General features: G+C 69.7%; 23 protein-coding genes. 12 read left to right on the forward strand and 11 right to left on the reverse strand.

The genetic code is table 11. The annotated features are described in order from the left end of the window. Position 1: 1 nt before the first annotated feature. From ACYVK7_RS16345 to pknB, 5 genes are read left to right on the forward strand one after another with little or no spacing between them, the layout of a single operon-like run. Entirely contained in the window at positions 2-1,525 is a 1,524-nt protein-coding gene (locus ACYVK7_RS16345; RefSeq protein WP_460888780.1) for a PP2C family protein-serine/threonine phosphatase, read from the forward strand. Continuing rightward, on the forward strand, positions 1,522-3,003 hold the full coding sequence (locus ACYVK7_RS16350) for an FtsW/RodA/SpoVE family cell cycle protein (protein ID WP_460888781.1): 1,482 nt from the start codon (positions 1,522-1,524) through the stop codon (positions 3,001-3,003). Before ACYVK7_RS16345 ends, ACYVK7_RS16350 begins: the two co-directional genes overlap by 4 nt. Further along, positions 3,000-4,535: a peptidoglycan D,D-transpeptidase FtsI family protein gene (locus ACYVK7_RS16355; RefSeq protein ID WP_460888782.1), complete on the forward strand. Its 1,536-nt coding sequence runs from the start codon at positions 3,000-3,002 to the stop codon at positions 4,533-4,535. Before ACYVK7_RS16350 ends, ACYVK7_RS16355 begins: the two co-directional genes overlap by 4 nt. Continuing rightward, on the forward strand, positions 4,532-6,325 hold the full coding sequence (locus ACYVK7_RS16360) for a protein kinase domain-containing protein (protein WP_460888783.1): 1,794 nt from the start codon (positions 4,532-4,534) through the stop codon (positions 6,323-6,325). Before ACYVK7_RS16355 ends, ACYVK7_RS16360 begins: the two co-directional genes overlap by 4 nt. Beyond that, positions 6,326-8,374 (forward strand): Stk1 family PASTA domain-containing Ser/Thr kinase, encoded by a 2,049-nt coding sequence (gene pknB / locus ACYVK7_RS16365; RefSeq protein WP_460888784.1) that lies wholly within the window; start codon positions 6,326-6,328, stop codon positions 8,372-8,374. Positions 8,375-8,429: 55 nt separating this feature from the next. Here the strand turns inward: pknB and ACYVK7_RS16370 are convergent, their stop codons facing one another. From ACYVK7_RS16370 to ACYVK7_RS16385, 4 genes are read right to left on the reverse strand one after another with little or no spacing between them, the layout of a single operon-like run. Beyond that, the gene (locus tag ACYVK7_RS16370) at positions 8,430-9,107 is read right to left on the reverse strand and encodes an anthranilate synthase component II (RefSeq protein WP_460888785.1); all 678 of its coding nucleotides are present in this window, start codon (positions 9,105-9,107) and stop codon (positions 8,430-8,432) included. A 9-nt stretch (positions 9,108-9,116) separates the two neighbouring features. After that, a complete protein-coding gene (locus tag ACYVK7_RS16375; protein ID WP_377182768.1) occupies positions 9,117-9,275 on the reverse strand; it encodes a hypothetical protein in 159 nt (52 codons plus the stop codon). Next, complete coding sequence (locus ACYVK7_RS16380) at positions 9,275-10,108, reverse strand: class E sortase (protein ID WP_460888786.1); 834 nt, start codon at positions 10,106-10,108, stop codon at positions 9,275-9,277. Before ACYVK7_RS16380 ends, ACYVK7_RS16375 begins: the two co-directional genes overlap by 1 nt. Then, the gene (locus ACYVK7_RS16385; protein ID WP_460888787.1) at positions 10,105-10,920 is read right to left on the reverse strand and encodes a DUF881 domain-containing protein; all 816 of its coding nucleotides are present in this window, start codon (positions 10,918-10,920) and stop codon (positions 10,105-10,107) included. Before ACYVK7_RS16385 ends, ACYVK7_RS16380 begins: the two co-directional genes overlap by 4 nt. A gap of 144 nt (positions 10,921-11,064) precedes the next feature. Here ACYVK7_RS16385 and ACYVK7_RS16390 point away from each other — a divergent pair, with 144 nt between their 5' ends. Beyond that, positions 11,065-11,337 (forward strand): cell division protein CrgA, encoded by a 273-nt coding sequence (locus ACYVK7_RS16390; RefSeq protein WP_460888788.1) that lies wholly within the window; start codon positions 11,065-11,067, stop codon positions 11,335-11,337. Between the two features lie 158 nt (positions 11,338-11,495). On the opposite strand, the gene ACYVK7_RS16395 is transcribed toward ACYVK7_RS16390, so the two are convergent. Both ACYVK7_RS16395 and ACYVK7_RS16400 read right to left on the reverse strand, forming a co-directional pair. Then, complete coding sequence (locus ACYVK7_RS16395; RefSeq protein WP_460888789.1) at positions 11,496-12,377, reverse strand: rhomboid family intramembrane serine protease; 882 nt, start codon at positions 12,375-12,377, stop codon at positions 11,496-11,498. A 76-nt stretch (positions 12,378-12,453) separates the two neighbouring features. After that, the gene (locus tag ACYVK7_RS16400) at positions 12,454-12,993 is read right to left on the reverse strand and encodes a peptidylprolyl isomerase (protein ID WP_357465327.1); all 540 of its coding nucleotides are present in this window, start codon (positions 12,991-12,993) and stop codon (positions 12,454-12,456) included. A gap of 123 nt (positions 12,994-13,116) precedes the next feature. Between ACYVK7_RS16400 and ACYVK7_RS16405 the strand changes: the two genes are divergently transcribed. Next, complete coding sequence (locus ACYVK7_RS16405) at positions 13,117-14,154, forward strand: hypothetical protein (RefSeq protein WP_460888790.1); 1,038 nt, start codon at positions 13,117-13,119, stop codon at positions 14,152-14,154. 84 nt (positions 14,155-14,238) lie between these two features. Here ACYVK7_RS16405 and ACYVK7_RS16410 read toward each other — a convergent pair whose 3' ends face one another. The 3 genes from ACYVK7_RS16410 to ACYVK7_RS16420 all read right to left on the reverse strand — a co-directional run bounded on the left by ACYVK7_RS16410 (position 14,239) and on the right by ACYVK7_RS16420 (position 17,395). Continuing rightward, positions 14,239-15,441, reverse strand: coding sequence for a beta-1,3-glucanase family protein (locus ACYVK7_RS16410; RefSeq protein WP_460888791.1), 1,203 nt, complete (start codon positions 15,439-15,441; stop codon positions 14,239-14,241). A gap of 333 nt (positions 15,442-15,774) precedes the next feature. Then, positions 15,775-16,050, reverse strand: coding sequence for a hypothetical protein (locus ACYVK7_RS16415; RefSeq protein WP_460888792.1), 276 nt, complete (start codon positions 16,048-16,050; stop codon positions 15,775-15,777). Between the two features lie 547 nt (positions 16,051-16,597). Further along, positions 16,598-17,395, reverse strand: a complete 798-nt coding sequence (locus ACYVK7_RS16420) for a tryptophan-rich sensory protein (RefSeq protein ID WP_460888793.1) — start codon at positions 17,393-17,395, stop codon at positions 16,598-16,600. Between the two features lie 155 nt (positions 17,396-17,550). Between ACYVK7_RS16420 and ACYVK7_RS16425 the strand changes: the two genes are divergently transcribed. From ACYVK7_RS16425 to ACYVK7_RS16440, 4 genes are all read left to right on the forward strand, one after another. Then, the gene (locus ACYVK7_RS16425; protein WP_460888794.1) at positions 17,551-19,065 is read left to right on the forward strand and encodes an SDR family oxidoreductase; all 1,515 of its coding nucleotides are present in this window, start codon (positions 17,551-17,553) and stop codon (positions 19,063-19,065) included. Continuing rightward, positions 19,062-19,577 carry a sigma factor gene (locus tag ACYVK7_RS16430; RefSeq protein WP_460888795.1) on the forward strand — a complete coding sequence of 172 codons (516 nt, stop codon included), beginning with the start codon at positions 19,062-19,064 and terminating at the stop codon, positions 19,575-19,577. The genes ACYVK7_RS16425 and ACYVK7_RS16430 overlap by 4 nt, the downstream gene beginning before the upstream one ends. 65 nt (positions 19,578-19,642) lie before the next feature. Continuing rightward, positions 19,643-19,858 (forward strand): hypervirulence associated TUDOR domain-containing protein, encoded by a 216-nt coding sequence (locus ACYVK7_RS16435; protein WP_460888796.1) that lies wholly within the window; start codon positions 19,643-19,645, stop codon positions 19,856-19,858. Beyond that, complete coding sequence (locus tag ACYVK7_RS16440) at positions 19,855-20,163, forward strand: DUF3140 domain-containing protein (RefSeq protein ID WP_460888797.1); 309 nt, start codon at positions 19,855-19,857, stop codon at positions 20,161-20,163. The genes ACYVK7_RS16435 and ACYVK7_RS16440 overlap by 4 nt, the downstream gene beginning before the upstream one ends. On the opposite strand, the gene ACYVK7_RS16445 is transcribed toward ACYVK7_RS16440, so the two are convergent. Beyond that, a complete protein-coding gene (locus ACYVK7_RS16445; protein ID WP_460888798.1) occupies positions 20,153-20,986 on the reverse strand; it encodes an SDR family NAD(P)-dependent oxidoreductase in 834 nt (277 codons plus the stop codon). The genes ACYVK7_RS16440 and ACYVK7_RS16445 overlap by 11 nt on opposite strands. A gap of 233 nt (positions 20,987-21,219) precedes the next feature. Then, positions 21,220-22,464 carry an NAD(P)/FAD-dependent oxidoreductase gene (locus tag ACYVK7_RS16450; protein WP_460888799.1) on the reverse strand — a complete coding sequence of 415 codons (1,245 nt, stop codon included), beginning with the start codon at positions 22,462-22,464 and terminating at the stop codon, positions 21,220-21,222. Between the two features lie 98 nt (positions 22,465-22,562). Between ACYVK7_RS16450 and ACYVK7_RS16455 the strand changes: the two genes are divergently transcribed. Beyond that, positions 22,563-23,963, forward strand: coding sequence for a cryptochrome/photolyase family protein (locus tag ACYVK7_RS16455; RefSeq protein ID WP_460888800.1), 1,401 nt, complete (start codon positions 22,563-22,565; stop codon positions 23,961-23,963). Positions 23,964-23,983: the final 20 nt, after the last annotated feature.

A 23,983-nucleotide genomic window follows, 5' to 3' on the forward strand; every position in this document is an offset into this window, starting at 1 on the left:
CGTGACCGTGACCTTGCGGTATGCCGCGCGCTCCGACGTCGGCCTCGTCCGCTCCAACAACCAGGACTCCGCCTACGCGGGGCCCAACCTGCTCGTCGTGGCCGACGGCATGGGCGGGCACGCCGGCGGCGACGTCGCGTCCGCGCTGACGATCGCGGCCCTGGTGGGCCTCGACCGGCCCGACCACAGCTCCGACCAGTCGATGTCCGAGCTCGAACGCTCCATCGACCGCGCACGGCAGGACCTCGTCGACGCGACGACGGCCGACCCCGACCTGGCGGGCATGGGCACCACCGTCACGGCACTGCTCAAGTCGGGCAACACGCTGGCCATGGCGCACCTGGGCGACTCTCGCGCGTACCTGCTGCGCGACGGGACCCTCGCGCAGGTCACCGTGGACCACACCTTCGTGCAGCACCTGGTCGACACCGGCCGCATCACGCCCGACGAGGCGGAGACCCACCCGCAGCGCAACGTCGTCATGCGGGTGCTCGGCGACTTCGACCTGGACCTCACCCCCGACCTGTCGATCCGCGAGGCAGTGCCCGGCGACCGCTGGATGCTCTGCTCCGACGGCCTGTCGGGGTTCGTGCCCGACGACGAGATCGCCGAGGTCCTCGTCTCGGTCACCACGCCGCACGACGCCGTCGAGCGGCTCGTCTCGATGTCCATGCGAGCGGGCAGCACCGACAACATCACGGTGGTCGTCGCCGACGTCCTCGACGAGGCCGCCGCGGCCACGACCGCCGCCACCGTCACCCCGGAGATCGTGGGTTCCGCGGCCCTCGCGGGCGTGACCGCGGGCGGCGGGGACCCGGCGTCACCCACCTCCCTGCCCGGCGCCGACCTCGACGGCGACACCGTGACCAGCTTCACCCGGTCCACCGTCCCGGGTGGTGGCCAGCCCGCCACGTCCCCCGTCGCGGTGACCGTGCTGCCGGACGCCATGGCGCAGGACGGCCTCGCCGACACGCTCGAGCAGGCCATGCTCGCCGGCGGCACCGAGGAGGAGCAGTACCAGCCGGACATCCAGCCGGACGACGACCTGGACGACGAGGTCGACGAGGAGGAGTCCGCGCCCAAGAAGCGCGTCTGGCTCACCGTGCTCAGTGTGCTGCTGGTGATCGCCGGACTCGGCCTCGCGGGCTGGGGCGGCTTTCGCTGGACCCAGACCCAGTACTACGTCGGCGAGTCGGACGGTCAGGTCGCCGTGTTCCGCGGCATCCCCGCGACGGCGGGCCCCCTGACCTTCTCGACCCCGGTCGAGCTCACCGGAACCCGCGTCGACGAGCTGCCGGAGTTCGTCGCCAACCGGGTGCACGAGAGCATCCGTGCCACGTCGCTCGAGGACGCCAGAGGACGCGCCGACCGCCTCATCGCGGACGCCACCGAGGAGACCGAGCCGACGCCGTCGCCCTCGCCGACCCAGTCACCCGAGCCCACCACGAGCGACGAGCCCGACGGCCGCTCCACACCGAAGTCGGAGAAGTCGTCGAACGACTCCGACCAGGAGAAGAACGGATGAGCGCGCTCCGCCCCGAGGAGAACGCCCCGTCTCGCGTGGCGGAAGCCGTCCTGATCGTCGTCGCGCTCGCGCTGGGCATGGGCGGCATGTGGATGGTCGGCTACTCGCTCGAGGACGGCCTGCCCGAGGGTTTCTGGACCTACTCGATCGTCCTCGCCGCCCTGGCCTTCACCGCGCACATCGTGCTGCGGCTGCGTGCCCCGTACGCCGACCAGGTGATCCTGCCCGCGGTGATCCTCCTCAACAGCGTGAGCATGGCGACGATCCTGCGACAGGACCTCGTCGACATCGACGGCGCCAACGCGTCACGCCACCTCATGTGGACGGCGCTCGGGATCATCGTGGCCTGCGTGGTCCTCTTCCTGATCAAGGACCACCGCAGCCTGCGCCGCCTGACGTACACGGCGATGATCGTCGGCATCGTGCTGGTGATCCTGCCGCTGATCCCCGGTCTGGGCCGCGAGCTCAACGGCGCGAAGATCTGGATCTTCATCGGCCCGTTCTCCGCACAGCCGGCCGAGTTCGCCAAGATCGCCTTCGCCGTGTTCTTCGCGGGGTACCTGGTCGCCAACCGCGACACCCTGGCGCTGGCCGGCAAGAAGTTCATGGGCCTGCAGCTCCCGCGCCTGCGCGACCTCGGCCCGATCCTCATCGTCTGGGCCGTGTCCCTCGCCGTCCTCATCGGTGAGAAGGACCTCGGTACGTCGCTCCTGTTCTTCGGCCTGTTCGTCGGCATGCTCTACCTCGCCACCGACCGGGTGGGCTGGATCGTCATCGGCCTCGCGATGTTCGCGGCCGGCGCCGTCGTGGCCTGGTCGATCTTCAGCCACGTGCAGCTCCGCGTGAACATCTGGCTGGACGCGCTCAACCCCGATCTCATGAACGGGGCGTCCTACCAGCTCGTGCAGGGCCTGTTCGCCATGTCCTACGGCGGCATGTTCGGCGCGGGCTGGGGCGAGGGCTACCCGCAGTACGTGCCGTTCGCCTTCTCCGACTTCATCTACGCCGCCCTCGGCGAGGAGCTCGGCCTGACCGGGCTGCTCGCGATCCTGCTGATCTACCTGGTGATCGTGCAGCGCGGCCTGCGGCACGCGATCGGCGTGCGCGACGGCTTCGGCAAGCTCCTCGCCGGCGGTCTCGCGTTCGTCATGGCCCTGCAGCTCTTCGTGGTCGTCGGCGGCATCACCCGTGTCATCCCGCTCACCGGCCTGACCCTGCCGTTCATGGCTCAGGGTGGATCGTCCCTGCTCGCGAACTGGATAGTCATCGCACTCATGCTGCGCATCTCCGACGCCGCCCGACGGCCCTCGGCCCTGCCGACCCGCGGCGCGCTCGCCGACCCGGCACCCGCCGTGGTGGGCGGCGGCGCCATCGAGGTGGGAGGCGGAACCCCCGTCCAGGCGGAGACCGAAGCCGGGGCCGGCGGAGGCTCGACCCCTGACGACGCGACGCAGATCGTGCGGGGGGTGGACCGGTGAACGCGACCCTGCGCCGCCTGTCGACCGTCGTGCTGGTCATGTTCCTGGCCCTGATGGTGTCGACCTCCTGGATCCAGTTCGTCGCGGCCGGCGAGCTGAACGACCACCCGAGGAACGTGCGCGGCATCTACAGCGCCCTCGCCCGTGACCGTGGACCCATCGTGGTGAGCGGCGGCGAGGCGATCGCCACCTCCGTGCCGGTGGACGACAACTTCAAGTACCAGCGCACCTACTCCGAGGGCGACGGCGGAGCTGCCAGCGTGTACGCACCCGTCACCGGCTACTTCGCCATCAACGGCACGGTCACCGGCATGGAGCGGTACGCGAACAGCTACCTCGCGGGCGAGGACGACTCGCTGTGGCTCGACCGCCTGCAGAACCTCATCACCGGTGAGGAGGCACAGGGCTCCTCGGTCGAGCTCACCATCGACCCCGCGGTGCAGAAGGCCGCCTGGGATGCGCTGGGTGACTACACCGGCGCTGCGGTGGCCCTCGACCCGAAGACCGGGGCGATCCTCGCGATGGTCTCCAAGCCGTCGTACGACCCGAACACGCTGGCCGTGCACGACGCCGCCGAGGTCAAGGCGAACTCCGAGGCGTTGATCAACGACAAGCCGCAGGTCAACACCGTCGACGGCGAGGAGCGGTTCAGCCCCTACGGGCCCACCATCAACCGCACGATCAACGCCACCTACCCGCCCGGGTCCACGTTCAAGCTGCTCACAGCGGCCGCCGCCATCGAGTACGAGGGCATCACCCCGGACACGTCGATCCCGGCGGAGGACGTCTACCAGCTCCCCGGCACCACCGGCGACGGCGGCAGGGTGCACAACTACGGCGGCACGAGCTGTTCGGACACGGGCGAGATGCCGCTCAAGGAGGCCATGCGGATCTCCTGCAACACCGCGTTCCTCGACCTCGCCGACGAGGTCGGCAAGGACGGCATGCAGCAGATGTTCCAGGACTTCGGCTTCACCGAGTCGATCGACATCCCGATGTCCACCTCGGTCGGCTCGTACCCCGGCCTGTCCGAGACCGCCACGGACGACGCGGCCGCGCGCATCGCCCTCTCGGGCATGGGCCAGGGCGACCTCCGCATGACGCCGCTCCAGGTCGCCATGTTGTCGGCCGCCATCGCGAACGACGGCGACCTCATGGAGCCGTACCTCATCCAGAGCGTGCGGGACAGCGACCTCGAGCTCGTCAGCCAGACCAAGCCGAGCCGCTACAAGAGCCCGTTCTCGTCGTCCACCGCCGACGCGCTCACCGAGATGATGGTCAATGTCGTCAACGACGGGTCCGGCACGGGTGCGCAGATCTCGGGCGTCGAGGTGGCCGGCAAGACCGGTACCGCCGAGGACGACCCGCGCTCGCCCAGCCTGTGGTTCACGTCGTTCGCACCGGCCGCCGACCCTGAGGTCGCCGTGGCCGTGGTGCTGGAGAACGAGGGACAGTCCACCGACGAGTCCACGGGTGGCGCCCTCGCCAGCCCGATCGCCGCGCAGATCATGCAGGCGGCGATCTCGAAATGAGACCGGTCGAGGGTCTGTCGCTCGGTGAGCGCTACACGCTGGTGCGGCGCATCGCCATGGGCGGAATGGGCGAGGTCTGGGTAGCGCGCGACGAGAAGCTCGCGCGCGAGATCGCCGTGAAGGTGCTCCGTGAGGAGTACACGGGCAACGAGGACTTTCTTCGTCGCCTGCGCACGGAGGCACGGAACTCGTCGACCCTCGTTCACCCCAACATCGCGCAGATGTTCGACTACGGCGAGGAGCGCGGAGCCGGCTACCTCGTCATGGAGCTGGTCCTGGGCGAACCGCTCGCCGACCTCCTCGAGCGGGAACCGGTGCTCCCGCCGGCCCGGCTCCTCCCGATCCTGGCGCAGACGGCTCGCGGTCTGCACGCCGCTCACCTCGCCGGGGTGGTGCACCGCGACGTGAAACCGGGCAACATCCTGCTGGAGCACTCCGGCACCGTGAAGATCACCGACTTCGGGGTCTCGGTAGCGCAGAACCAGGTGCCCATGACTGCCACCGGCATGGTCATGGGCACCGCGCAGTATCTGTCGCCCGAGCAGGCGGTCGGCCAGTCGGCCACCGGAGCGTCCGACATCTACGCGCTCGGCGTCGTCGCCTACGAGGCCACGGCCGGCCGCCGACCCTTCACGGGCCGTACCCCGGTCGACATCGCGATCGCGCACGTCAACGCACCGGTACCCCTGCTGCCGACGTCGGTCCATCCGGGTCTCGCCGAGACCATCACGAAGATGCTGGAGAAGGACCCCGCGCAACGCATCGCGTCGGCGGACCAGCTCGCACGGCATCTCGACGTGCTCGCCGCCGAGATCGCGGAAGACCCGTTCGGCAGCTCGCGCTTCGCGCGCCGCACGCGCCGTGACGGCCAGCCGTCCGGCCCGCAGCGCACGGGCAACGGCCGCAACGGCGCCCCCCAGCCCGGTCCTTCCCACGCGCGGCGTCCGGCGCCGTTCGGCCAGGGCAACGGCGGCCGGCACACGACGGTCGCGAACGCGCAGTCGGCGCCGCCCGGCCCGCAGCAGGGTTCGCCGGCGGGCGGCAACGGCTCCGGCACGCCCGCGGGCGGTTATGGCTCGGGACCGTACGGTTCGGACTCGGCCGGCTACGGCACGACCTCGGGCACCTATGGGACGGACGCCTATGGGCGTCCGTACTCGCCTGCGCCGGGTACGCCGGCCGGTGGTCCCGGATCAGGTCCGTACGGCACGAACTCCGCCGGGTACGGAACGGACTCCTCGGGGTACGGCACTGATTCGGCCGGGTACGGAACGGACTCGGCGGGCTACGGCACGACGTCCGGCACGTACGGCACCGACGCCTCCGGCCGTCCGCACGGTGCCGGGTACGTTCCCCCGCCGTCGGGCATCGCGGCAGGCAACGGCGCGGGAAATGGTGCGCGGTCCTACCCGTCGCGCCGTGATCTGCACTCGACACGCCAGGACGGGCGAAAGGTCCCCCCGCAGGGACGCTCGGGAGGGCACCCTGGGAGACGACGGAGTCTGTCGTCGGACGTCCAACGCTGGGTGGGCGGGATCGAGGACCGTATCGGTGTCCGCGTGTCCTGGCCGCTCGTCGCACTGGTCGCGTTGCTGCTGGCCGTGCTCATCATCACGCTCGTCACCGGTGGTGGCGACAACAGCGCTCTGCAGGAGCCGTGGGGTTCCTCCGAAATCTACGCCGAAACGCTGAATCCCCCGGCAGCGGCCGCAGTCGCCGCTTCTGGGATGATGCTTTTCAACGAGCCGTATGCCCTGAGGCAGATGGCCACGACATCTAAGGACGTATGAGTGGTGGAGAACACGCCCCGCGTACTCGCCGGCCGTTATGAGGTCGGTGAGCTGGTCGGCCGTGGCGGCATGGCCGAGGTACACATCGGCCACGACACCCGACTCGGCCGTACGGTGGCGATCAAGGTGCTGCGCTCGGACCTCGCCCGTGACCCGTCCTTCCTGGTTCGCTTCCGACGCGAGGCGCAGTCGGCCGCCGCGCTGAACCACCCCGCGGTCGTCGCCGTGTACGACACGGGGGAGGACATCCACCAGGATGCCTCCGGCCAGGACGTGCACGTGCCGTTCATCGTCATGGAGTACGTCGAGGGTCATACGGTCCGCGACATCCTCACCGACGGCGCCGCCGTGCCCATCGAGGAGGCCGTCGAGATCACCGTCGGTGTGCTGAGCGCGCTGGAGTACTCGCACCACGCCGGCATCGTGCACCGCGACATCAAGCCCGCGAACGTGATGATCACGCCGACAGGTGCGGTCAAGGTGATGGACTTCGGCATCGCGCGCGCCATGGCGGACTCCGCCGCGACCATGACGCAGACCCACGCCGTGATCGGCACCGCGCAGTACCTCTCCCCCGAGCAGGCCCGTGGCGAGCAGGTGGACACCCGTTCGGACCTGTACTCGACCGGTTGCATGCTGTTCGAGCTGCTCACGGGGCGCCCGCCCTTCCAGGGCGACTCGCCGGTGGCCGTCGCCTACCAGCACGTGGGACAGGAGCCGCAGCGCCCGTCGGAGGTGGCCACCGACGTCCCCGACGTGCTGGACCGCATCACCCTCAAGGCGCTGACCAAGGACCGCGAGCAGCGGTACAGCACGGCCGCCGAGTTCCGCCGGGACCTGGAGGCCGCGATGCGCGGCGGCCAGATCAGCGCGCCGATGGTGGGCGCCATGATGGGTGCGACCCAGGTCGCCGGCCAGCCCGCCTACGGGGCCACCCAGGTCATGTCGCCGACCCAGGCGAACTGGGGTCCGGCGACCGCGCAGCAGAGCCCGGTCACGCCCGGTGGGGGATACCCGGGACAGCCGACGCGCGGCGAGCGGGAGCCCGAGAAGAAGAGCAAGGCCCTCCTGTGGTGGCTGCTCGGCATCGCCCTGGCCGCGGTCGCGGCCATCGCCATCGCCATGGCGATCGAGAACGCGGCCAACCAGGAGCCGACGACGGTCACGGTGCCCTCGATCGAGGAGGGCCTGACCGCCGAGGAGGCCCGCGGCCAGATCGAGGCGGCCGGCCTGACGTTCGAGCAGGCGATCGACAAGGAATCGGACCTCGAGGAGGGCAGGACGACGGGGGAGACCGACCCTCCCGCCAGCTCGGAGGTCTCCGAGAACTCGACGGTCACCGTCTTCGTGGCCGGCGCCCCTGGCCAGGTCACGATCCCGGACGTCAGCGGCCTGTCCGAGGCAGACGCCCGGAGCCGGCTCGAGGAGGACAACCTCACGGTCGGCGGTACGGAGTCCGAGAACAGCCCCGAGGTCCCCGCCGGCATGGTGACCAAGAGCGAGCCCAGCGCCGGGCAGACCGTGCAGGAGGGCTCGGAGGTCTCCCTGTACCTCTCGACCGGCCAGGTCACCGTGCCCAACCTCGCAGGCCTGTCCCGGGAGGCCGCCGAGCAGCAGCTCCAGGAGGTCGGCCTGAACTACGCGTTCAAGGACGAGCCGAGCGAGGAGGTGGCCGAGGGACTGGTGGTGCGCACCGAGCCCACCGGAGACGTCGACCAGGGTTCCTACGTCGATGTCTTCCTCGCCACCGCACCAGAGGTCAAGGAGACGCAGGTCCCCAACGACCTCGTCGGCAAGACGCTCGAGGAGGCCCAGGTCGCGTGCACCGGCGTGAAGATCTCCTGCGAGGCGACGTCCGAGGAGCCCTCGGAGATCATCGAGGCCGGACGGGTCATCAGCTCGGACCCGCCGCCCGGGTCCACCGTCGAGGAGGGTGCCTACATCGGCCTCGTCATGTCAACCGGCCCCGCCGGCGACACCGGTGAGGGTGGCGGCGAGGGCGAAGGAGACGGAGAGGGTGAGGGCGAGGGTGGCCCCATCTTCCCGTAGCGTCCTGCGCTGACCGGGTACCTCGGTCAGCGCGGGACCGGCATGGCGTCGGTGGTCACGAGGTGACCAGCGGCGCCATTCCCTTTGCCCGTTCCACGGCGCCCTCGAGCCCGCACGCCTCGAGCCAGTTCGCCAGCAGCCGGTGCCCGCCCTCGGTGAGCACCGACTCGGGGTGGAACTGGACGCCGTGCAGCGGCAGCTCACGGTGCTGCAGGCCCATCACGATGCCCGAATCCGTCACGCAGGTCACCGCGAGCTCCGCCGGCACGCTGTCAGGCGTCACGGCGAGCGAGTGGTAGCGCGTGGCGGTGAACGGCGTGGGCAGACCGGCGAGGACGCTGGGCCGGTCCAGGCCGCTGTCCTGTGCGAACACCTGGCTCGTCTTGCCGTGCATGAGCTCCGGCGCGTGCGTCACCTTCCCGCCGTACACCTCGGCGAGGGCCTGGTGTCCCAGACAGACGCCGAGCATCGGGGTGCTGGACCGGGCACAGGCGCGGATCACGTCCTCGGAGGCTCCGGCCTCCGCCGGCGTCCCGGGACCTGGCGACACGAGCACACCGTCGTACGGCACGGGGGAACCGTCACCGCCGTCGTACCGGTACCGGCCGTCGGCGTCGGGGGAGGGCACGGCGTCGTTGCGGACCACCACGGTCCGGGCGCCGATCTGGTCGAGGTAGCCGACGATCGTGTAGACGAACGAGTCGTAGTTGTCGACGACGAGGATGCGCGTCATGCAGGAATGCTACGCGCCGACCGTCGTCTCGTTGAACGGCATGTAGTCGCTGAGCCAGGGGAAGAACTCGGTGAAGCACACGGCGACCACCCCGAACACGAGCACGAGGCAGACGAGGAACTTGAACCAACCGGGCCCGGGGATGGCCCGCCACAGCAGCGCGTACATCAGCTCACCAGCTCCTTCGGCTTTCCCTCGCCCACAGGCGCCCAGTACTCGAGCTCGCCGTGCACGATGTACCGCTCGGTCGCGGAGAACATCGGGTGGCAGGAGGTCAGCGTGATGAACCGCTTGGTCGGTTCGGGCATGGGCTGGTCGCTGGTCACGCCGGGCACCGGAGCGATCACCTCGACGTTCTGCGGGTAGACGATCTTCGACTCCGTCACCTTGTAGACGTACCAGGTGTCTTCGGTGCGGACCACGACCGGGTCGCCGTTCTTGAGCTCCGCGATCTGGTTGAACGGCTTGCCGTACGTGGTGCGGTGCGCCGCGAGGGCGAAGTTGCCGAGCGCTCCCGGCATGGCGGTGTCGACGTAGTGGCCGATGCCGATCGTGTCGAGGACCGTCGCCTTGTCCGTGCCCTCGGCGATCGGCTTCACATAGTCGTCGCCGAAGCGCGGGACGTACATCTGCGCGAAGAGGCCACCGGCCTCCGGCTCCTTCATGACCGGCGGTGGCCCGTGGTTCTCCGTGGCCGTCGCCGGGCCCTCCGGAGCGGACTCCCAGTCCATCTCCGCGATGATCTCGCTCTGGGCGCGCGCGCCCTCCACGTCCGTCCACCAGAGCTGCCACACCACGAAGAGACCGAGCACCACGCCGGCGGTGACGAGGAGCTCGCCCAGCGCACCGATCAGCCAGGCGACGGGGCGCATGGGTGCCGCCGAGCCGCGTGACGGACGTCGCGCGTTGCGCGGCCCCATGCCGGAGGGGCCGCGCTGATACGCGATGGGGAAGACCTCCTGTGGCAGCGGCACGTTGTGGCCGGCCTGCGCGTGGGTCATCCAAAGACCTCCGTACCGTCGGGAACCGTCGCATACTGCAGACCGCCGCCGCCGTACGCGGGGAGGTCGAGGTGGTCGCTACGCTGCACATCCCAGCCCAGATGGACCCAGTCGACGTACTCGAGATACGTCTGGACGCCCTCGGAGCTCGTCAGTGCGTTCTCCATCTTCGCCGGGTCTCCGACTGCCGTCACCTTGTACGGGGGTGAGAACACCTTGCCGTGCAGCAGAAGGATGTTTCCGGAACAGCGAAAGGCCGACGTGGAGGTCACCCGTTCGCCCTGCAGCGTCATCGCCTCGGCTCCGCCCGCGAACAGCGCGTTGATGACGTGCTGCAGGTCCTGCTGATGCACCACCAGGTCGTCGGGCTGCGGCTCCACACCGCCGGGCCCGGCACCGACGGACGTCGACGGCGCGTCGTCGAGCGTGACCGTGAGCCCCGGCCCCTCCACCGGCGCCGACCCGGACACCACGCCCTCGCGCTCCACCAGGTCACGGTCCTGCGTGGGCACGGTGGTGCCGGCGTGCGCACTGAGCGTCTCGATCTCGCGGTCCAGCTCGCTGGTGCGTTCCGTCAGCTCTGTGACCCGAGCCGTCTCGGCGTCCACCAGCTGCGAGAGGTCCTGAGGATCGCGGGTGCCCGCACCCCCGCCGTCGGCCAGCCGCGCACTCGCGCTGAACATGAGGCCCGCGAGCACGGCTACCGCGCCCACGCTGAACCAGGAGCGCCACCGCGTGTGCATCGCGGCGCGGAAAAAGCTCCGCGCTCCACCCGGCGCGGGCCCCGCAGGGGTCGGTTGGGCTCCGGTCACCGCGTCCCTCCTGCAAGATTCGACAAACCCGCGGACGCGTCTGGTCACGACTGCGGCCTGTGGACCACTACGCTAGTCCACGAGCAAGCAGACGTCGGCTCGGCACACCCGTCGGGCGACCACACCAGGACAGGAGCCCGCCTCGTGCCCGAGTCGAAGTCCCGCAACAAGAAGAAGGCCACGCCCAAGGCTGAGAAGTCCGAGGCCAAGGTCGGCCTGCCCGGAGAGGCGACCAACCCGCGTTGGCTCGCCCCGGTGATGCTCGGCCTCATGATCCTCGGCCTCGTCTGGATCGTGACGTTCTACCTCACGAGCTCCGAGCTGGGTCTGCCGATCCCGCAGCTGGGCCAGTGGAACCTCGCGGTCGGCTTCGGCCTGATCATCGTCGGTTTCGGTCTCACGACCCGCTGGAAGTGACAGTGCCGCGGCCGCACCGAAGCGGCCGCGGCACTGTGTCCCCATTTATCCACAGCTGTGGGTAAAGCTGGGGAAAAGAGAGTGGTGGCCGGACGCCACGTGTGCAGATCGGCCTGATTCCACGGGTTCGGCGGGTACGCCGAGGCAGCGCAGGTTGTTCACAGGATGCCCAGCGAGCTGTAGCGCAGCACGGCCAGGCCGACCAGGAGCGCGACTCCGGCGACCGGAACCACCCAGGCGACGGCGGCCCGGCGCTCCTTCGGCGCGTACGCGTAGGCCGCAGCCACCAAGGCTCCCGTGACGAGCCCACCGAGGTGTGCCTGCCAGGAGATGTTCGGCACGAAGAACCCGATGGCACCGTTGATCGCGAGCAGCACGAGCACCTGGCCCATGCTCCGGCCCAGCCGCCGCATCACCGGAAGCATCGCCCCGAACAGGCCGAACACCATCCCCGAGGCGCCGACCACCGGAGTCACCCAGGCGGCGGACGTGGCCGGGTCACCGGCGAGAAGCAGCACCGCGACCGATCCGCCCACGGCGGAGAGCAGGCACAGGACCCCGAAGCGCAGACGGCCGAGCAGCGGTTCGAGGAACTGCCCCGTGATCCACAGGGCGTACATGTTGAACAGGATGTGCAGCGGTGACGTCGAGTGCAGGAACGAGGCGGTGAGGAAGCGCCAGGGCTCGATCACGCCGCCCCAGGGCCAGAACCACAGCGCCTCCGTCCACGCGCCCGCCGTCACCAGCTGCAGCAGCCAGCTCACGGCGCAGATGCCGATGATGGTGAGCGTCACGAGCGGACGACCGTTGACGGCGGCGCTGTCGGCAGCGCCGCCGAAGACGGTCCGCACCCGGGGCGCCGTCCGCTTCGACTCCCGGACGCAGTCGACACACTGAACGCCCACGGCCGCCGGCCGTTGGCACTCGGGGCAGGCCGGTCTGCCACAGCGCTGGCAGCGCACGTAGGACACCCGGTCCGGGTGTCGCGGGCAGACGGGAGCCGCGGCCTCGGTCGGCTCCTCGGCGGCCGGGTCGTTCATCGCGATACGTCCTCAGTCCCTCGGTCCTCAGTACTCCGGTGGTGTCCGGCCGGAGCGGCGCTGTGGCCGCCGTGGCTCAGGGCTCGATGGTGACGGACGTGATCGTGATGTCCTCGACGGGGCGGTCGCCAGGACGCGTGCGCGTCTTGCCGACCTCGTCGACGATCAGGCGGGACGCGTCGTCAGCGACCTTGCCGAAGATGGTGTGCTTGCCGTTGAGCCAGGGGGTCTCTGCGGTGGTCAGGAAGAACTGCGAGCCGTTGGTCCCCTCGACCTCGCCCGTCACCGGGTTGCGGCGCTTGCCGGCGTTGGCCATGGCGAGGATGTACTTCTCGTTGAACTGGAGCTCCGGGTGGATCTCGTCGTTGAACGTGTACCCGGGACCGCCGGTTCCCGTCCCGAGCGGGCAGCCGCCCTGGATCATGAAGTCGTCGATGACGCGGTGGAAGATGAGGCCGTCGTAGAACGGGTCCTTGCGCTCCTCACCCGTGCGCGGGTCCGTCCAGGCCTTCTCACCGGTCGCGAGGCCGACGAAGTTCTCGACAGTCTTGGGCGCGTGGTTCGGGAAGAGCTCGATGCGGATGTCACCGGAGGTGGTGTGCAGGATTGCGAACATGTATCAATCCTCCCACGGAGCGGCCGGTTGGCGCTGCATCCTCCGTGCCCGCCCTCGCCAGCAACGGCAGGCGGTGGCAGAGTGGCACCTTGAGGAGTATCTGAACAGTTCGGGGGGAGCTTCATGACCCGCAAGAAGGTGACCGATCACGTGGACACCAGCAAGATCGACTCCGAGAAGGTCAAGGAGAGGGCCGCGGAGGCCTCAGCCCTGCTGTCCGACGTCAGCTCCAGGGCCGCACTACAGGCCGAGGCCCTCGCCGCACAGGCCAGGGGCCAGGCCTCGAGCGCCAGGGAATGGGCACAACCCCGCGTCAACGACTTCATCGCCTGGCTGACGCCACGGGCCGAGAAGGCCTGGCAGGACAGCCTCCAGGCTGCCGCACCCCAGGTCGAGAAGGTCGCGGGGAAGGCCGCTCCGCTCATCGACTCCGCGCACGACAAGCTCGTGGACGACCTGCTTCCCAAGATGGTCGCCACGTTCAACGACGCCGCGTCCAACGCCGCATCGGCACAGGGCAAGGCCTCACTCGCCGAGAGCGTCACCGCCGCGGCGGACAAGGCGAACAAGAAGGGCTCCAGGAAGGGCTGGCTCATCGCGCTGGCCGCCGGAGGTGCCGCGGTCGCCGGCTACGTGTTCTGGAAGCGCGCACAGCCGCAGACCGACCCGTGGGCGGAGCCCTGGGAGCAGGGCACCGGCGCCGACTACACGGACGGCAGCGCGAAGCACTCGTCCGGCGTCGGCTCCGCGGCCGGCTCCGCCGTGGCCAAGGGCAAGGAGGCGGGAGCCAGGGCCGCGCAGTCGGCCAAGGATCTCGGCGTCCGGGCGTACTCGGCGGCGAGCCCCGCGTTCGAGGCTGCCAAGGAGAAGGCGACCCCTGTCTTCGACGCCGCGAAGGAGAAGGCCGCCCCGGTCTTCGACGCCGCGTGGTCGTCGGCGCAGAAGGCGAGCCAGAAGGGCCGTACCGGCAGCACAGAGCCCGTCGCCACGACGCCTGGGACAACACCACCCGTCGCTCCGGCGCCGGAGAGCTCGGTCCTGGAGGAGCCCGGCGCGGCCACGCCGCCTGTGGACGAGCCGGTCACCGGCACGGTCCCGCCTGCGGAGCCCGTCCCGCCTGCGGAGCCCGAGCCGACGGGGGAGAGCAAGAAGGAGAGCTGACCTTCACCCGCCCCTGAGCAGTGCAGTACGGAGGGCCCGGCCGCTGCGGCCGGGCCCTCCGTGCTGCACTACGCGGTGCTGTCGTCACCCCCCGATCGGCGTGGCGGCCCCGCTGAACGGGTCGAGCTGGATGAACGCCTCGGTCGGGTCACCGTCGTGCACGAGCGACTCCTGGTTGACCACGTCGTCGAACGCGAAGGCGTACGCCTTGCCGTCAGCCATCTGCTCGTGGATGTGCTTGGCGTAGTAGTTGGTCACCGAGTCCTGGTAGAACCCGGCAGGGTCCTGGGTCGGCTGCGTGCTGCTGTCGAGCAGGGAGGACCGGTTGAAGCCGGCGCACAGGGTGCGGGCGATGGCGCCGACGTCGTCGTTCGGCGCGGCCAGGTCTCCGGCGCACCCGAAGATCGACTCGCCCGAGGGCTTGGGGAACGTGGCCACCTGGGCGCCGGAGGTGTCGGTGAACGTCATCGTGTCGCCCGAGACGGTACCCAGGAACTTCGTGTCCGGCTGGTCGCCGTAGGGCACCACGGTCAAGGTCTCGCTGGAGTACTTGGTCCAGACCCTGTCGACGTAGTCGGACAGGATGCCGGCGTCGATCTGTCCCGTGCCGACGGCGTGGCCGGGGGAGAGCACCCGCAGAACCGAGCCGTCGGGCGCGGTCTGCGCGAGGCCGTCCCAACCGTCCTGCTGCGACAGTGCCGAGATCACGTTGTCCCAGCCGTCCGGCTTGAGCATGCCGGTGTGCATCAGCTCGCCGCTCGAGGAGCGCAGACCCGTCTGGTACGGCGCGGAGAAGAAGTCCACCTGCGTGCTGTTGATCCACAGGCCGGAGTCGTTGAGCGTGTACTCCGTCCAGTTGAAGAGGATGTCACGGTTCGGGTCGTCAGGGTTCTGCACGGCCGGCTGCACGAGCTGGCCGTCGTTGACGATCTTGAAGTCGAGCTTGCTGCCGTACGAGAAGTAGACCCGTCCCGAAAGCTTCGGCATCTGGATCGTGACGTCCTGCCCGGTGGCAGGGCCTGCGATCGACGCGTCCGGCGCCGGCTCAGGGACGCTTCCCGCGTCCGGCCAGGCGTGGAACGTGCCGTCGGCGTCGGCGTAGCCCAGCTCGCCGCCTTGCTCGCCGAGAACGTAGATGAACACCTGGTCACCACGACCCGAGTCGTTGGTGATGGTGAGGGGGATGGTGTCGGGTACTGCGGTGGCCGTCGGCATCGCGACCACTGCGGCCGACAAGGCTGCGGTCAGCGCGGCGGCGGTGCCGATGAGTTTCCTGGTCAGGGACACGCGGTGCTCCTCGGATCACGAGGGGCCGGTCAGTTTGGGTGGTGCGTGCCCCTCGCGTTCGAGGTTATGGAAGGAGTCCTGACTTGTCAGCACTCTGCCCGCGATCGAGGGTGAAAAATGCTCGAAGCGGCCAAATCTAGGGGGAATCCCACAGGCCCGGGGTACGGGTTTTCGCTGAGGCGGGTCACCCGACGGCTCTCGGCCCTGCGATGACAGCCGTTCTCCGTCATTCGTTGGCGCGGGGCACGTCTCGGACATCGGTTCTCTGCGTCGAGCCTCGTTCCGGCCTCTTTCGGCGACAGCGCGCATCGGCTGGCTCATGCTCCCGCCTAGTCACCGGCTGGCGTTCGACAGCCCCTTGAGCACAATCAGTGGCAGCCAGGCGGCTGTAGAGAAGACGGTCCATTCCAAACGCTCCGCGGTACCAACTGTTGGCAAGCAGTCGTCGCTGGGGACGTCACTGGCGTAACCATAGGTCGTGATGCCGTGTGGTGCGGAGGGATCGGGGCATGTCCACATCTGCTGGGGCTGCGTCTCGATCGAGAAGACGACGCCGATGGCCAAGTAGACACCGACCGTCACGAGTGCCACATGGATGCGCCTCTTCATGGGGCGGACGGTAGCAGCGCTGGGTCGCTGGCTAGGCATGGAGCGGTTCCGGAGCTGGATTCGGGACCGCTTCGTCTTTGACGGGCATTTTCAGCCCCGGAACGAAAGAACCCACCTGCACCGATGGGTATCAGTGCAGGTGGGACGTGGTGGAGCCAGCGGGACTCGAACCCGCAACCCCCTGCTGGTGGAGCGGGTTTCGACGCTCGCTCACAAGGCTGTCTTGAGTGGGCTGGGATTGCCCTGGTAATGGCGTACGAACGGCTAGATTCCGCCATTCCTGCGCCGCTCGGGTTCAGCCTGACACGGTTGGCACTCATGGGCAAGCGTTGTCGCCGATGGTCGCCCCAACCGTGTCATCTTGCGTGTCACGGGCGGCAACCGTGTCAGGAACCGTGTCACGGCTCGAATCGCAATGCGGCAGTGGGGCACGGCGGCATGGGGCGCTCGGCACTGGTTCTGAACTCGGCGTTTGGGAGCACCCCGGTGTCATGCCAAACCATATGGAGGTTCCCCCGAGTACAGTGCCAGCGACCGCAGGTCCGGATCAGGCACTGACAGCGCCGGCCTGGCGGACGGCACGCACTCGTAGTGCGAGCGTCACGCCGAGCACAGCGACAGCGCCTGCCGCTGCGGCCGTCGCCGTCGGTCCTGAGTGCGGCATGGTGTCCCATCGAGCCACGGCGATCCAGGCCAGACCCCAGGCGATGGCTGCGGCCACGGCGATGCGGCCCTTGCTCCGTGCGGCCAGGGCGATCCCGATCCCGCCGACGATCACCAGCATCGTGACCGCCCACCACTCAGGTTCGAGGCCGCCTCCGTCGAAACCGGAGCTGGTGAGGGCTGCCGCGACGTTGGCCGCGGTGGCCACGCAGACCCAGCCCAGGTAGAGGCCGAGCGTCCCGTCGACGAGTAGGCGCTCCAGCGGCCCGCTCGCACGGGACCGCATCAGGATCACCAGAACGCGGCTGAGCAGCGCGAGCAGGACTGCGATGACCGCAACGCTTACCCAGATCCAACCGGCCTGGACCACCAGGATCCAGGCCGCGTTGAGCAGCATCGTCCCGGCGACCGGCAGCCGGAGGCGACGCTGCCGGGCAGCGGATGCCGCCGTGGGGAACCACTGCAGCGCCGTGTATCCGGCCAGTCCGAGATAGATCACCGTCCACACCGAGAACGCAGCGGAGGCCGGGGCGAGCAGGGTGGCGTCGGCAGCGAGCGCACCGTCTGCCGCGGATGCGATCGGTGTGCCACCGAAAACGCCGACTCCGATCATGGAGCCGATCAGGCACACCAGAAAGCTGGCGGTGACGGCGATCTGCTGGGTCCGGTCCTTGGTGCGCATGTCTGTCTGGTGTTTCGTCACAAGGTCCTCCTCCTGGGTCGCCACCGACCCGGTTCGGGCCACGGCAGGCCGATGGCCGTGACGTTCGCTAGCCTATCTAGTAATCCCATCAGTCACATGAGGGCCGAGCGAAGAGCGGGAGCGGTCGCGATGGCATGGATCGAACGACGGCGGACGCGCCGGTGACGGGCCAGGTGCGGGTCCTGGTGACCGGGGCCACCGGCTATATCGGGGGGCGGCTGGTGCCTGAGCTGTTGGCCGCCGGGTACGACGTGCGCGTGCTGGCCCGCCACCCGGACCGGATCGCCTCCCGTGACTGGTCCGACGACGTCGAGGTGGTGGCCGGCGACGCCACGTCGCGCGACGACCTGCGCAGGGCGCTCGACGGTGTGGAGGTCGCCTATTACCTGATCCATGCACTGGGGGCCGGGTCCGGCTTCGCCGAGCGCGACCGCAGCACCGCGCGCGGCTTCGCGGTCGTGGCTCGGGAGATCGGCGTCGGCCGCGTCATCTACCTCGGTGGCCTGTACCCAGAGGGTGAGCGGCTCTCACCCCATCTGCAGTCCCGTCGGGAGGTCGAGCAGATCCTGCTCGACGGCGGCGCGCCGACCCTCGTGCTGCGGGCCGCGGTGATCCTCGGCTCGGGCAGCGCGTCGTTCGAGATGATGCGGTACCTGACGGAGCGTCTGCCGGCGATGGTCGCGCCGCGCTGGATCAACAACCGCATCCAGCCCATCGCAGTGCGCGACGTCCTGCGCTACCTCGTCGGAGCGGCCGGGATCCCGACGACGGTCAGCCGCGGCTTCGACATCGGCGGACCCGACGTCCTGACCTATCGCGAGATGATGCAGCGCTATGCCGCGGTCGCCGGGCTGCGCCCTCGGCTCATCCGCGCCGTCCCCGTGCTGACGCCCGGGCTGGCCAGCCACTGGGTCGGTCTGGTGACCCCGGTGCCGCCGGGAATCGCGCGACCGCTGGTGGGGTCGCTGGTGCACGAGGTCGTGGCCCAGGAGCACGACATCAAGGAGTACGTGCCGGACCCACCCGAGGGGCTGATCGACTTCGACACGGCGGTCGAGCTCGCGCTCGCCCGGATTCGCGACCTGGACGTGCGGACGAGCTGGGTCTCCGCCTCCACTCCCGGCGCGCCGTCCGACCCCCTGCCCGAGGACCCGGACTGGTCCGGCGGGAGTCTGCTCGTGGACGACCGGTCGAGCGAGGTGGACACTACGAGCGAGGCGCTGTGGACGGTGATCGAGGGCATCGGTGGCGCGCGTGGCTGGTACTCCTGGCGTCTGGGCTGGGTGGCCCGCGGCGTCATGGACCGCCTCTTCGGTGGCCCCGGACTCCGGCGGGGCCGCAGGCACCCGGACCGCCTCGCTCCCGGTGACGCTCTCGACTGGTGGCGGGTGGAGACGGTCGACCCCGGTCGGCTGCTGCGGTTGCGGGCCGAGATGCGCCTGCCGGGCCTGGCCTGGCTCGAGCTGTCCATCGAGGGCGACCCCGATCACCGACCGACGTTTCGTCAGCGTGCGATCTTCTCACCGCGCGGGCTACCCGGACAGCTGTACTGGTGGGCGATCAGCCCGTTCCACGGCATCGTGTTCGGTGGGATGCAGCGCAACATCGCTCGTGCAGCCGAGCAGCAGAGCCGCAGGAGGTTGCCGTGAACGACGCGAGCCGCTCCTCGTCGGCCGGTTCAGCGCTCGTGGCGTGCGTCGGAGCAGATCCTGCCACTTTCGGTCCGGTCTACGACGCACTGGCGCCGGTGGCGTTCGGTGTCTCGCTCGGTGTGGTGAGCAACGCGGATCGCGCTGCCGAGGTGACTCGAGACGTCATGTTGGAGGTCTGGCAGACCGCCGCACTGTACGACCCTGCACACGCTTCCGCCAGGACCTGGGTCGCCACGATCGCTCGCCGACGAGCCGTCGACCGCGTCCGGACCGAGCGTTCCCCGCAGGACCCGGACAAGTGCGACCTGGGTGTCGATGTAGGAGCCCTGCGCCGTCACCTGGACTCGTTGGCGCCGGCTCAGCGCGAGGCCATCGCCGAGGCCTACTGCCGAGGCCTCACCTATCGTGAGGTCGCCGATCACCTCGGCGTGGAACCCATGACAGTCAAGACCCGTATTCGTGACGGGCTCGAGCGCCTGTGCGGCCGCCGGGGGAGCCCGCGCGCCTGACGACAGTCACGACGAGCCCCGACCGCCCGTGTGCGAGGTGTGGCCGGACGGCACAGACTGCCGTCATGAACGAGAAAGAGGTCCACCAGGGAGACGAGGTCACCTGGTCCAGTCATGGGCAGACGGTGCACGGCGAGGTGGTCGAGGAGATCACCGAGGACACCGAGGCGGCGGGCCGGACGGTTCGGGCCTCCGAGGACGACCCGCAGTACCGCGTGCGCAGCGACAAGAGCGGGAAGGACGCGGTGCACAAGCCGTCCGCGCTGGGGGACGACGCGTGAGCGGCGAGTTCGACGAGGCCGTGAACATGACGGCGGCCGAGCTCGAGCGATGGTTGGCCAGCGACGAGTCGAGGTCGGTGGGCCAGTCCGACGGGGGCGAGTCGGTCGGGCACGGGTCGGGCCGACGGATCGTGGAGCTGCTGCGCAAGAAGCAGGGCGACCTGACGGAGGACGACCAGGCGCACATGCGCAAGGTCGTCGGGTACGTCCACCGGCACCTCGCCCAGCGCCCGGACGGGGACGTGGAGCACACGAGGTGGCGCTACTCCTTGATGAACTGGGGACACGACCCCCTCAACGACTGAGGCCGGCCGGCGGGGCGGCCGGCCCGTAGAACCAGCCGTGGAAGGCCGTGCGTGCGGGTTGGGGGAGCGCCCAGGCGATCGCGACCATCGCCTTGGCCTGCAGGCCGGGAATGGCCTCGGCGCGGCCGTCCTGTAGTGCGCCTACTGCTCGGCGGGCCACCATCGTAGGACTCTGCTTCGGGATCCGGCCGATGCGTGTGCGTTCCATATGGGCCGTGCGGTAGATCGGGGTCCGGGTGGCCGAGGGCAGGACCGTCGTCACGCTGACGCCCGTGCCGGCGAGCTCGCGGCGCAGCGACCAGGCGAAGGAGCGGAGGAACGCCTTCGACGCGGCATACGTGCCGAAGAGCGGGGCGGGCATCGTCGCAGCGATCGACGACATGATCAGCAGCCGTCCCGCGCCCGCCGCGACCAGGTCAGGGACGACAAGGTGTGCGAGGTGCACCACGGAACGGACGTTGAGGTCGACGAGCCGCAGCTCGTCCTCCAGGGGGGCGTGCCGGAACGCTCCGTGCACGGCGACGCCCGCGTTGAGCACGAACGTGCGCACCTCCAGCTCCCGGGCACGGGCGATGACCTTCTCGACACCGGCGGGCACCGAGAGGTCGACCTCGAGGCCGGTCACCCGGGTGTCCGTGTCCTCGCGCAGCCGGCGCACGGCGTCGTCCACGCCTCGGTCGGCCACGACGAGCACGTCGTGACCCTGACGTGCGAGCTCACGCGCTATCGCGAACCCGATGCCGCTGGACGCGCCGGTGACCAGCGCGACACCCGGCCCTGTCCCCGAACTTTTGGGCCGTGTCCGGTGCCGAGAGCGGCGCATCACAAGCTGCCTCTCGACGCGTTGTGCCGCGACGCAGGGCTACCGGTGCAGAGGAATGGATCTCGGATCATCGCTCCCTGGTTCGGGCTGCTCCCCGTCTCGAAGCTGTCTTCCTGACCATAGGCACGGTTTCTCCCGCACGCATGCGACCGTGAGCCGGCTCCCCGACGCACAGCGCCAGGTGTGACTTCCGGTCCCGTGTTGGGCATCGCAGTGCTGGTCGTGCTCCTAGTTCAGATGACGGTTCCAGCTTTCAGACGGCGCAGGACTGCCTGGGCGGTCCGGGTGCCGCTGGCCATCGCCCCCTGGATGGAAGGCGTGTCGCGGTGGTCGCCCGCGACGAAGAGACCGCGCCCGAGGTCGACGGACCGACGCAGGTCACCCAGGGACGGTGGCGCGGCGGGCAGCGCGTTCGGGATAGTCACGGTGCGTAGATGCTCCCAGTGCGTCGTGGGTACGCCGTAGAGACGAGCGAGTCGCCGGCGTACAACTAGTTCATCGGCCTCCACGGCTCCCACGAGCGAGGTCGCGATGAGCGCGCGACCGTCGGGGGCGTACTCGGGAGCGGCGTTGCTCAGCACGACCGAGTTGGCGATCATGCGGTCATGATCGCCGTCGAGCAGCAGGATCGGCTCGGCGCCGGGCGGGTCCGGCGCGGCGTGATAGATCGTCGTCAGACCACGCATCGGCGGGACCATGAGCGAGGGCAGAAGCTGTCCCGCGGTCGGCGGATCGGTGGCGACGATCACCGCGTGGGCGTCCAGCCGTCCGCCGGAATGGCGCACCTCGCCGGTGTCGACCCCGTGCACCTCGACGCCGCACCGCAGTACGCCGTCCGGCAGGCGCGCGGCGAGCTGGTGCGGGACGGCGGCCATGCCCGTGGCGGGCACGCCCACGCGACCGCGGACGAAGCTGCGCCAGACCAGGTCGACATAGCGACTCGACGTGTTCAGCTCGTCCTCGCCCAGCACACCGGCGAGGAACGGGCGCAGGAAGCGCTCGAGCCCGGCCCCACCGAGGCCCCACCGGCGTAGGGAATCGGCAGCGGTTGTCTCCTCCCACGTCAGCAGGCGGTGGACCGGTCTGTACGCCGCGTGGGCGGTGTAGGCGGCCAGCGCCAGCTTGTCGTTCCACGGCAGCAGCCTCGACCCGACGGTCGCCGCGAGCCCGCCAGGGTGTCGGCGTGGATCGACGACCCGATGCAGCCGACCACCGTGGCGCACGAGCGCGCCCGCGGTGAACAACCGCAGGTCGAGCGACGGAAGGTCCAGGCGGCGACGCACCTGGGGGTAGGAGGTGTTGAGCACCTGGAACCCGCGATCGACCACGAAACCATCGACGCGATCCGTGCTGACCCGGCCGCCGGGCCGTTGCGAACGCTCCAGGAGACAGACGTCGAGCCCCGCGTCCGTCAGATCGATGGCGGCGACGAGCCCGGCCATGCCTGCGCCGACGATCACCACGTCGTGATCTGTCACCGAAACCTCCCAGGTCTGGCCAGCTTTCCACGACCTTCGCACCCGTCCCGGTCACGCGCATGGCGGCACCTACCGGGCACGGCTACGTTAATGCAGACATGAATGACTCCCCAGCGCTGGTGTGGTTCCGCCGCGACCTTCGCGTGACCGACCAGCCCACGTTCCTCGCCGCCGGGCAGAACACTCGTGCACTGGCACTGTTCGTGCTCGACCAGCGCCTGCTCGCCCCCGCTGGAGCGCCACGGCAGTGGTTCCTCTACGGCTGCCTGCAAGAACTCGACGAGAGCCTGGGCGGCCGGCTGCTGGTCGTCGAGGGTGACCCGGTCGAGGTCGTCCCCCGGGTCGCCCGCGAGATCGGCGCGGACAGCGTCCACATCGCCGCCGACTTCGGGCCCTACGGCCAGGCACGCGACCGTGCCGTAGAGCGGGCACTCACCGAACAGGACCGGGAGCTGGTCCGCACAGGTTCCCCCTACGCAGTGGCACCTGGTCGGGTCCGGACCGCGGACGGCGGTCGCTACCGCGTGTTCACCCCGTTCCGACGGGCCTGGGCCGAGCACGGGTGGCGCGCCCCGGCCGACACCGATGCCGAGTACCTCGACTGGATCGACCCAGGGACGGTCAAGGTCGAGGCGACACCAGTGCCTGACGACGTCCCTCTCACTGCGGAGCTGCCTGATCCCGGAGAGGCGGCAGCGCGGAAGCGGTGGGAGAGCTTCGTGCATGATCATCTCCAGGACTACGCGGACGGCCGAGACCGGCCCGACCAGCCCGGTACCTCGCGCATGTCGGTCTACTTGAAGTACGGCTGCGTGCACCCCCGCACCCTGCTCGCCGACCTCGCTGCCAAGAGATCGGACGGCGCGCAGTCGTTCCGCAGCGAGCTCGCGTGGCGCGACTTCTACGCCGACGTCCTCGACCAGCGCCCGGACTCCGCCCACCGTAACTACGACCGCTCGTACGACGCGCTGAAGACCGACAGCGGGCCGGAAGCCGACCGGCGGTTCATCGCCTGGCAGGAGGGCCGCACCGGCTTTCCCATCGTCGACGCCGGGATGCGGCAGCTGCTGGCCGAAGGGTGGATGCACAACCGGGTGCGGATGATCACCGCGTCGTTCCTCGTCAAGGACCTGCATCTGCCGTGGTGGTGGGGGGCCAAGCACTTCATGCGTTCGCTCGTCGACGGCGACCTCGCCTCCAACCAGCACGGCTGGCAGTGGGTGGCAGGCACCGGTACCGACGCAGCACCGTTCTTTCGGGTGTTCAACCCGGTACTGCAGGGCGAACGGTTCGACCCGAACGGCGACTACGTGCGGACCTACGTGCCCGAGCTCGCTGACGTGACCGGTAAGGCCGTGCACCAGCCGTGGAAGCTGCCGGACGGTCCGCCCGCCGGATATCCCGCACCCGTCGTCGACCACAAGCACGAACGGGCAGAAGCGCTGGACCGCTACGAAGCCGTCCGGGAGTTCAAACGCCGCGAACGCGGAGAGCGCTGACGGTTTCGTCGACCCGGGCT

It is taken from the genome of Promicromonospora xylanilytica (genome assembly GCF_054782895.1).

Bases quoted from the DNA above. Each gene is read 5' to 3' on its own strand.
- ACYVK7_RS16395 (WP_460888789.1), bottom strand. From the start codon at position 12,377: ATGAACGACCCGGCCGCCGAGGAGCCGACCGAGGCCGCGGCTCCCGTC.
- ACYVK7_RS16350 (WP_460888781.1), top strand. From the start codon at position 1,522: ATGAGCGCGCTCCGCCCCGAGGAGAACGCCCCGTCTCGCGTGGCGGAA.
- ACYVK7_RS16420 (WP_460888793.1), bottom strand. From the start codon at position 17,395: ATGCGCACCAAGGACCGGACCCAGCAGATCGCCGTCACCGCCAGCTTT.
- ACYVK7_RS16435 (WP_460888796.1), top strand. From the start codon at position 19,643: ATGAACGAGAAAGAGGTCCACCAGGGAGACGAGGTCACCTGGTCCAGT.
- ACYVK7_RS16415 (WP_460888792.1), bottom strand. From the start codon at position 16,050: ATGAAGAGGCGCATCCATGTGGCACTCGTGACGGTCGGTGTCTACTTG.
- ACYVK7_RS16400 (WP_357465327.1), bottom strand. From the start codon at position 12,993: ATGTTCGCAATCCTGCACACCACCTCCGGTGACATCCGCATCGAGCTC.
- ACYVK7_RS16380 (WP_460888786.1), bottom strand. From the start codon at position 10,108: ATGACCCACGCGCAGGCCGGCCACAACGTGCCGCTGCCACAGGAGGTC.
- ACYVK7_RS16445 (WP_460888798.1), bottom strand. From the start codon at position 20,986: ATGCGCCGCTCTCGGCACCGGACACGGCCCAAAAGTTCGGGGACAGGG.
- ACYVK7_RS16425 (WP_460888794.1), top strand. From the start codon at position 17,551: ATGGATCGAACGACGGCGGACGCGCCGGTGACGGGCCAGGTGCGGGTC.
- ACYVK7_RS16455 (WP_460888800.1), top strand. From the start codon at position 22,563: ATGAATGACTCCCCAGCGCTGGTGTGGTTCCGCCGCGACCTTCGCGTG.
- ACYVK7_RS16370 (WP_460888785.1), bottom strand. From the start codon at position 9,107: ATGACGCGCATCCTCGTCGTCGACAACTACGACTCGTTCGTCTACACG.
- ACYVK7_RS16405 (WP_460888790.1), top strand. From the start codon at position 13,117: ATGACCCGCAAGAAGGTGACCGATCACGTGGACACCAGCAAGATCGAC.
- ACYVK7_RS16360 (WP_460888783.1), top strand. From the start codon at position 4,532: ATGAGACCGGTCGAGGGTCTGTCGCTCGGTGAGCGCTACACGCTGGTG.
- ACYVK7_RS16375 (WP_377182768.1), bottom strand. From the start codon at position 9,275: ATGTACGCGCTGCTGTGGCGGGCCATCCCCGGGCCCGGTTGGTTCAAG.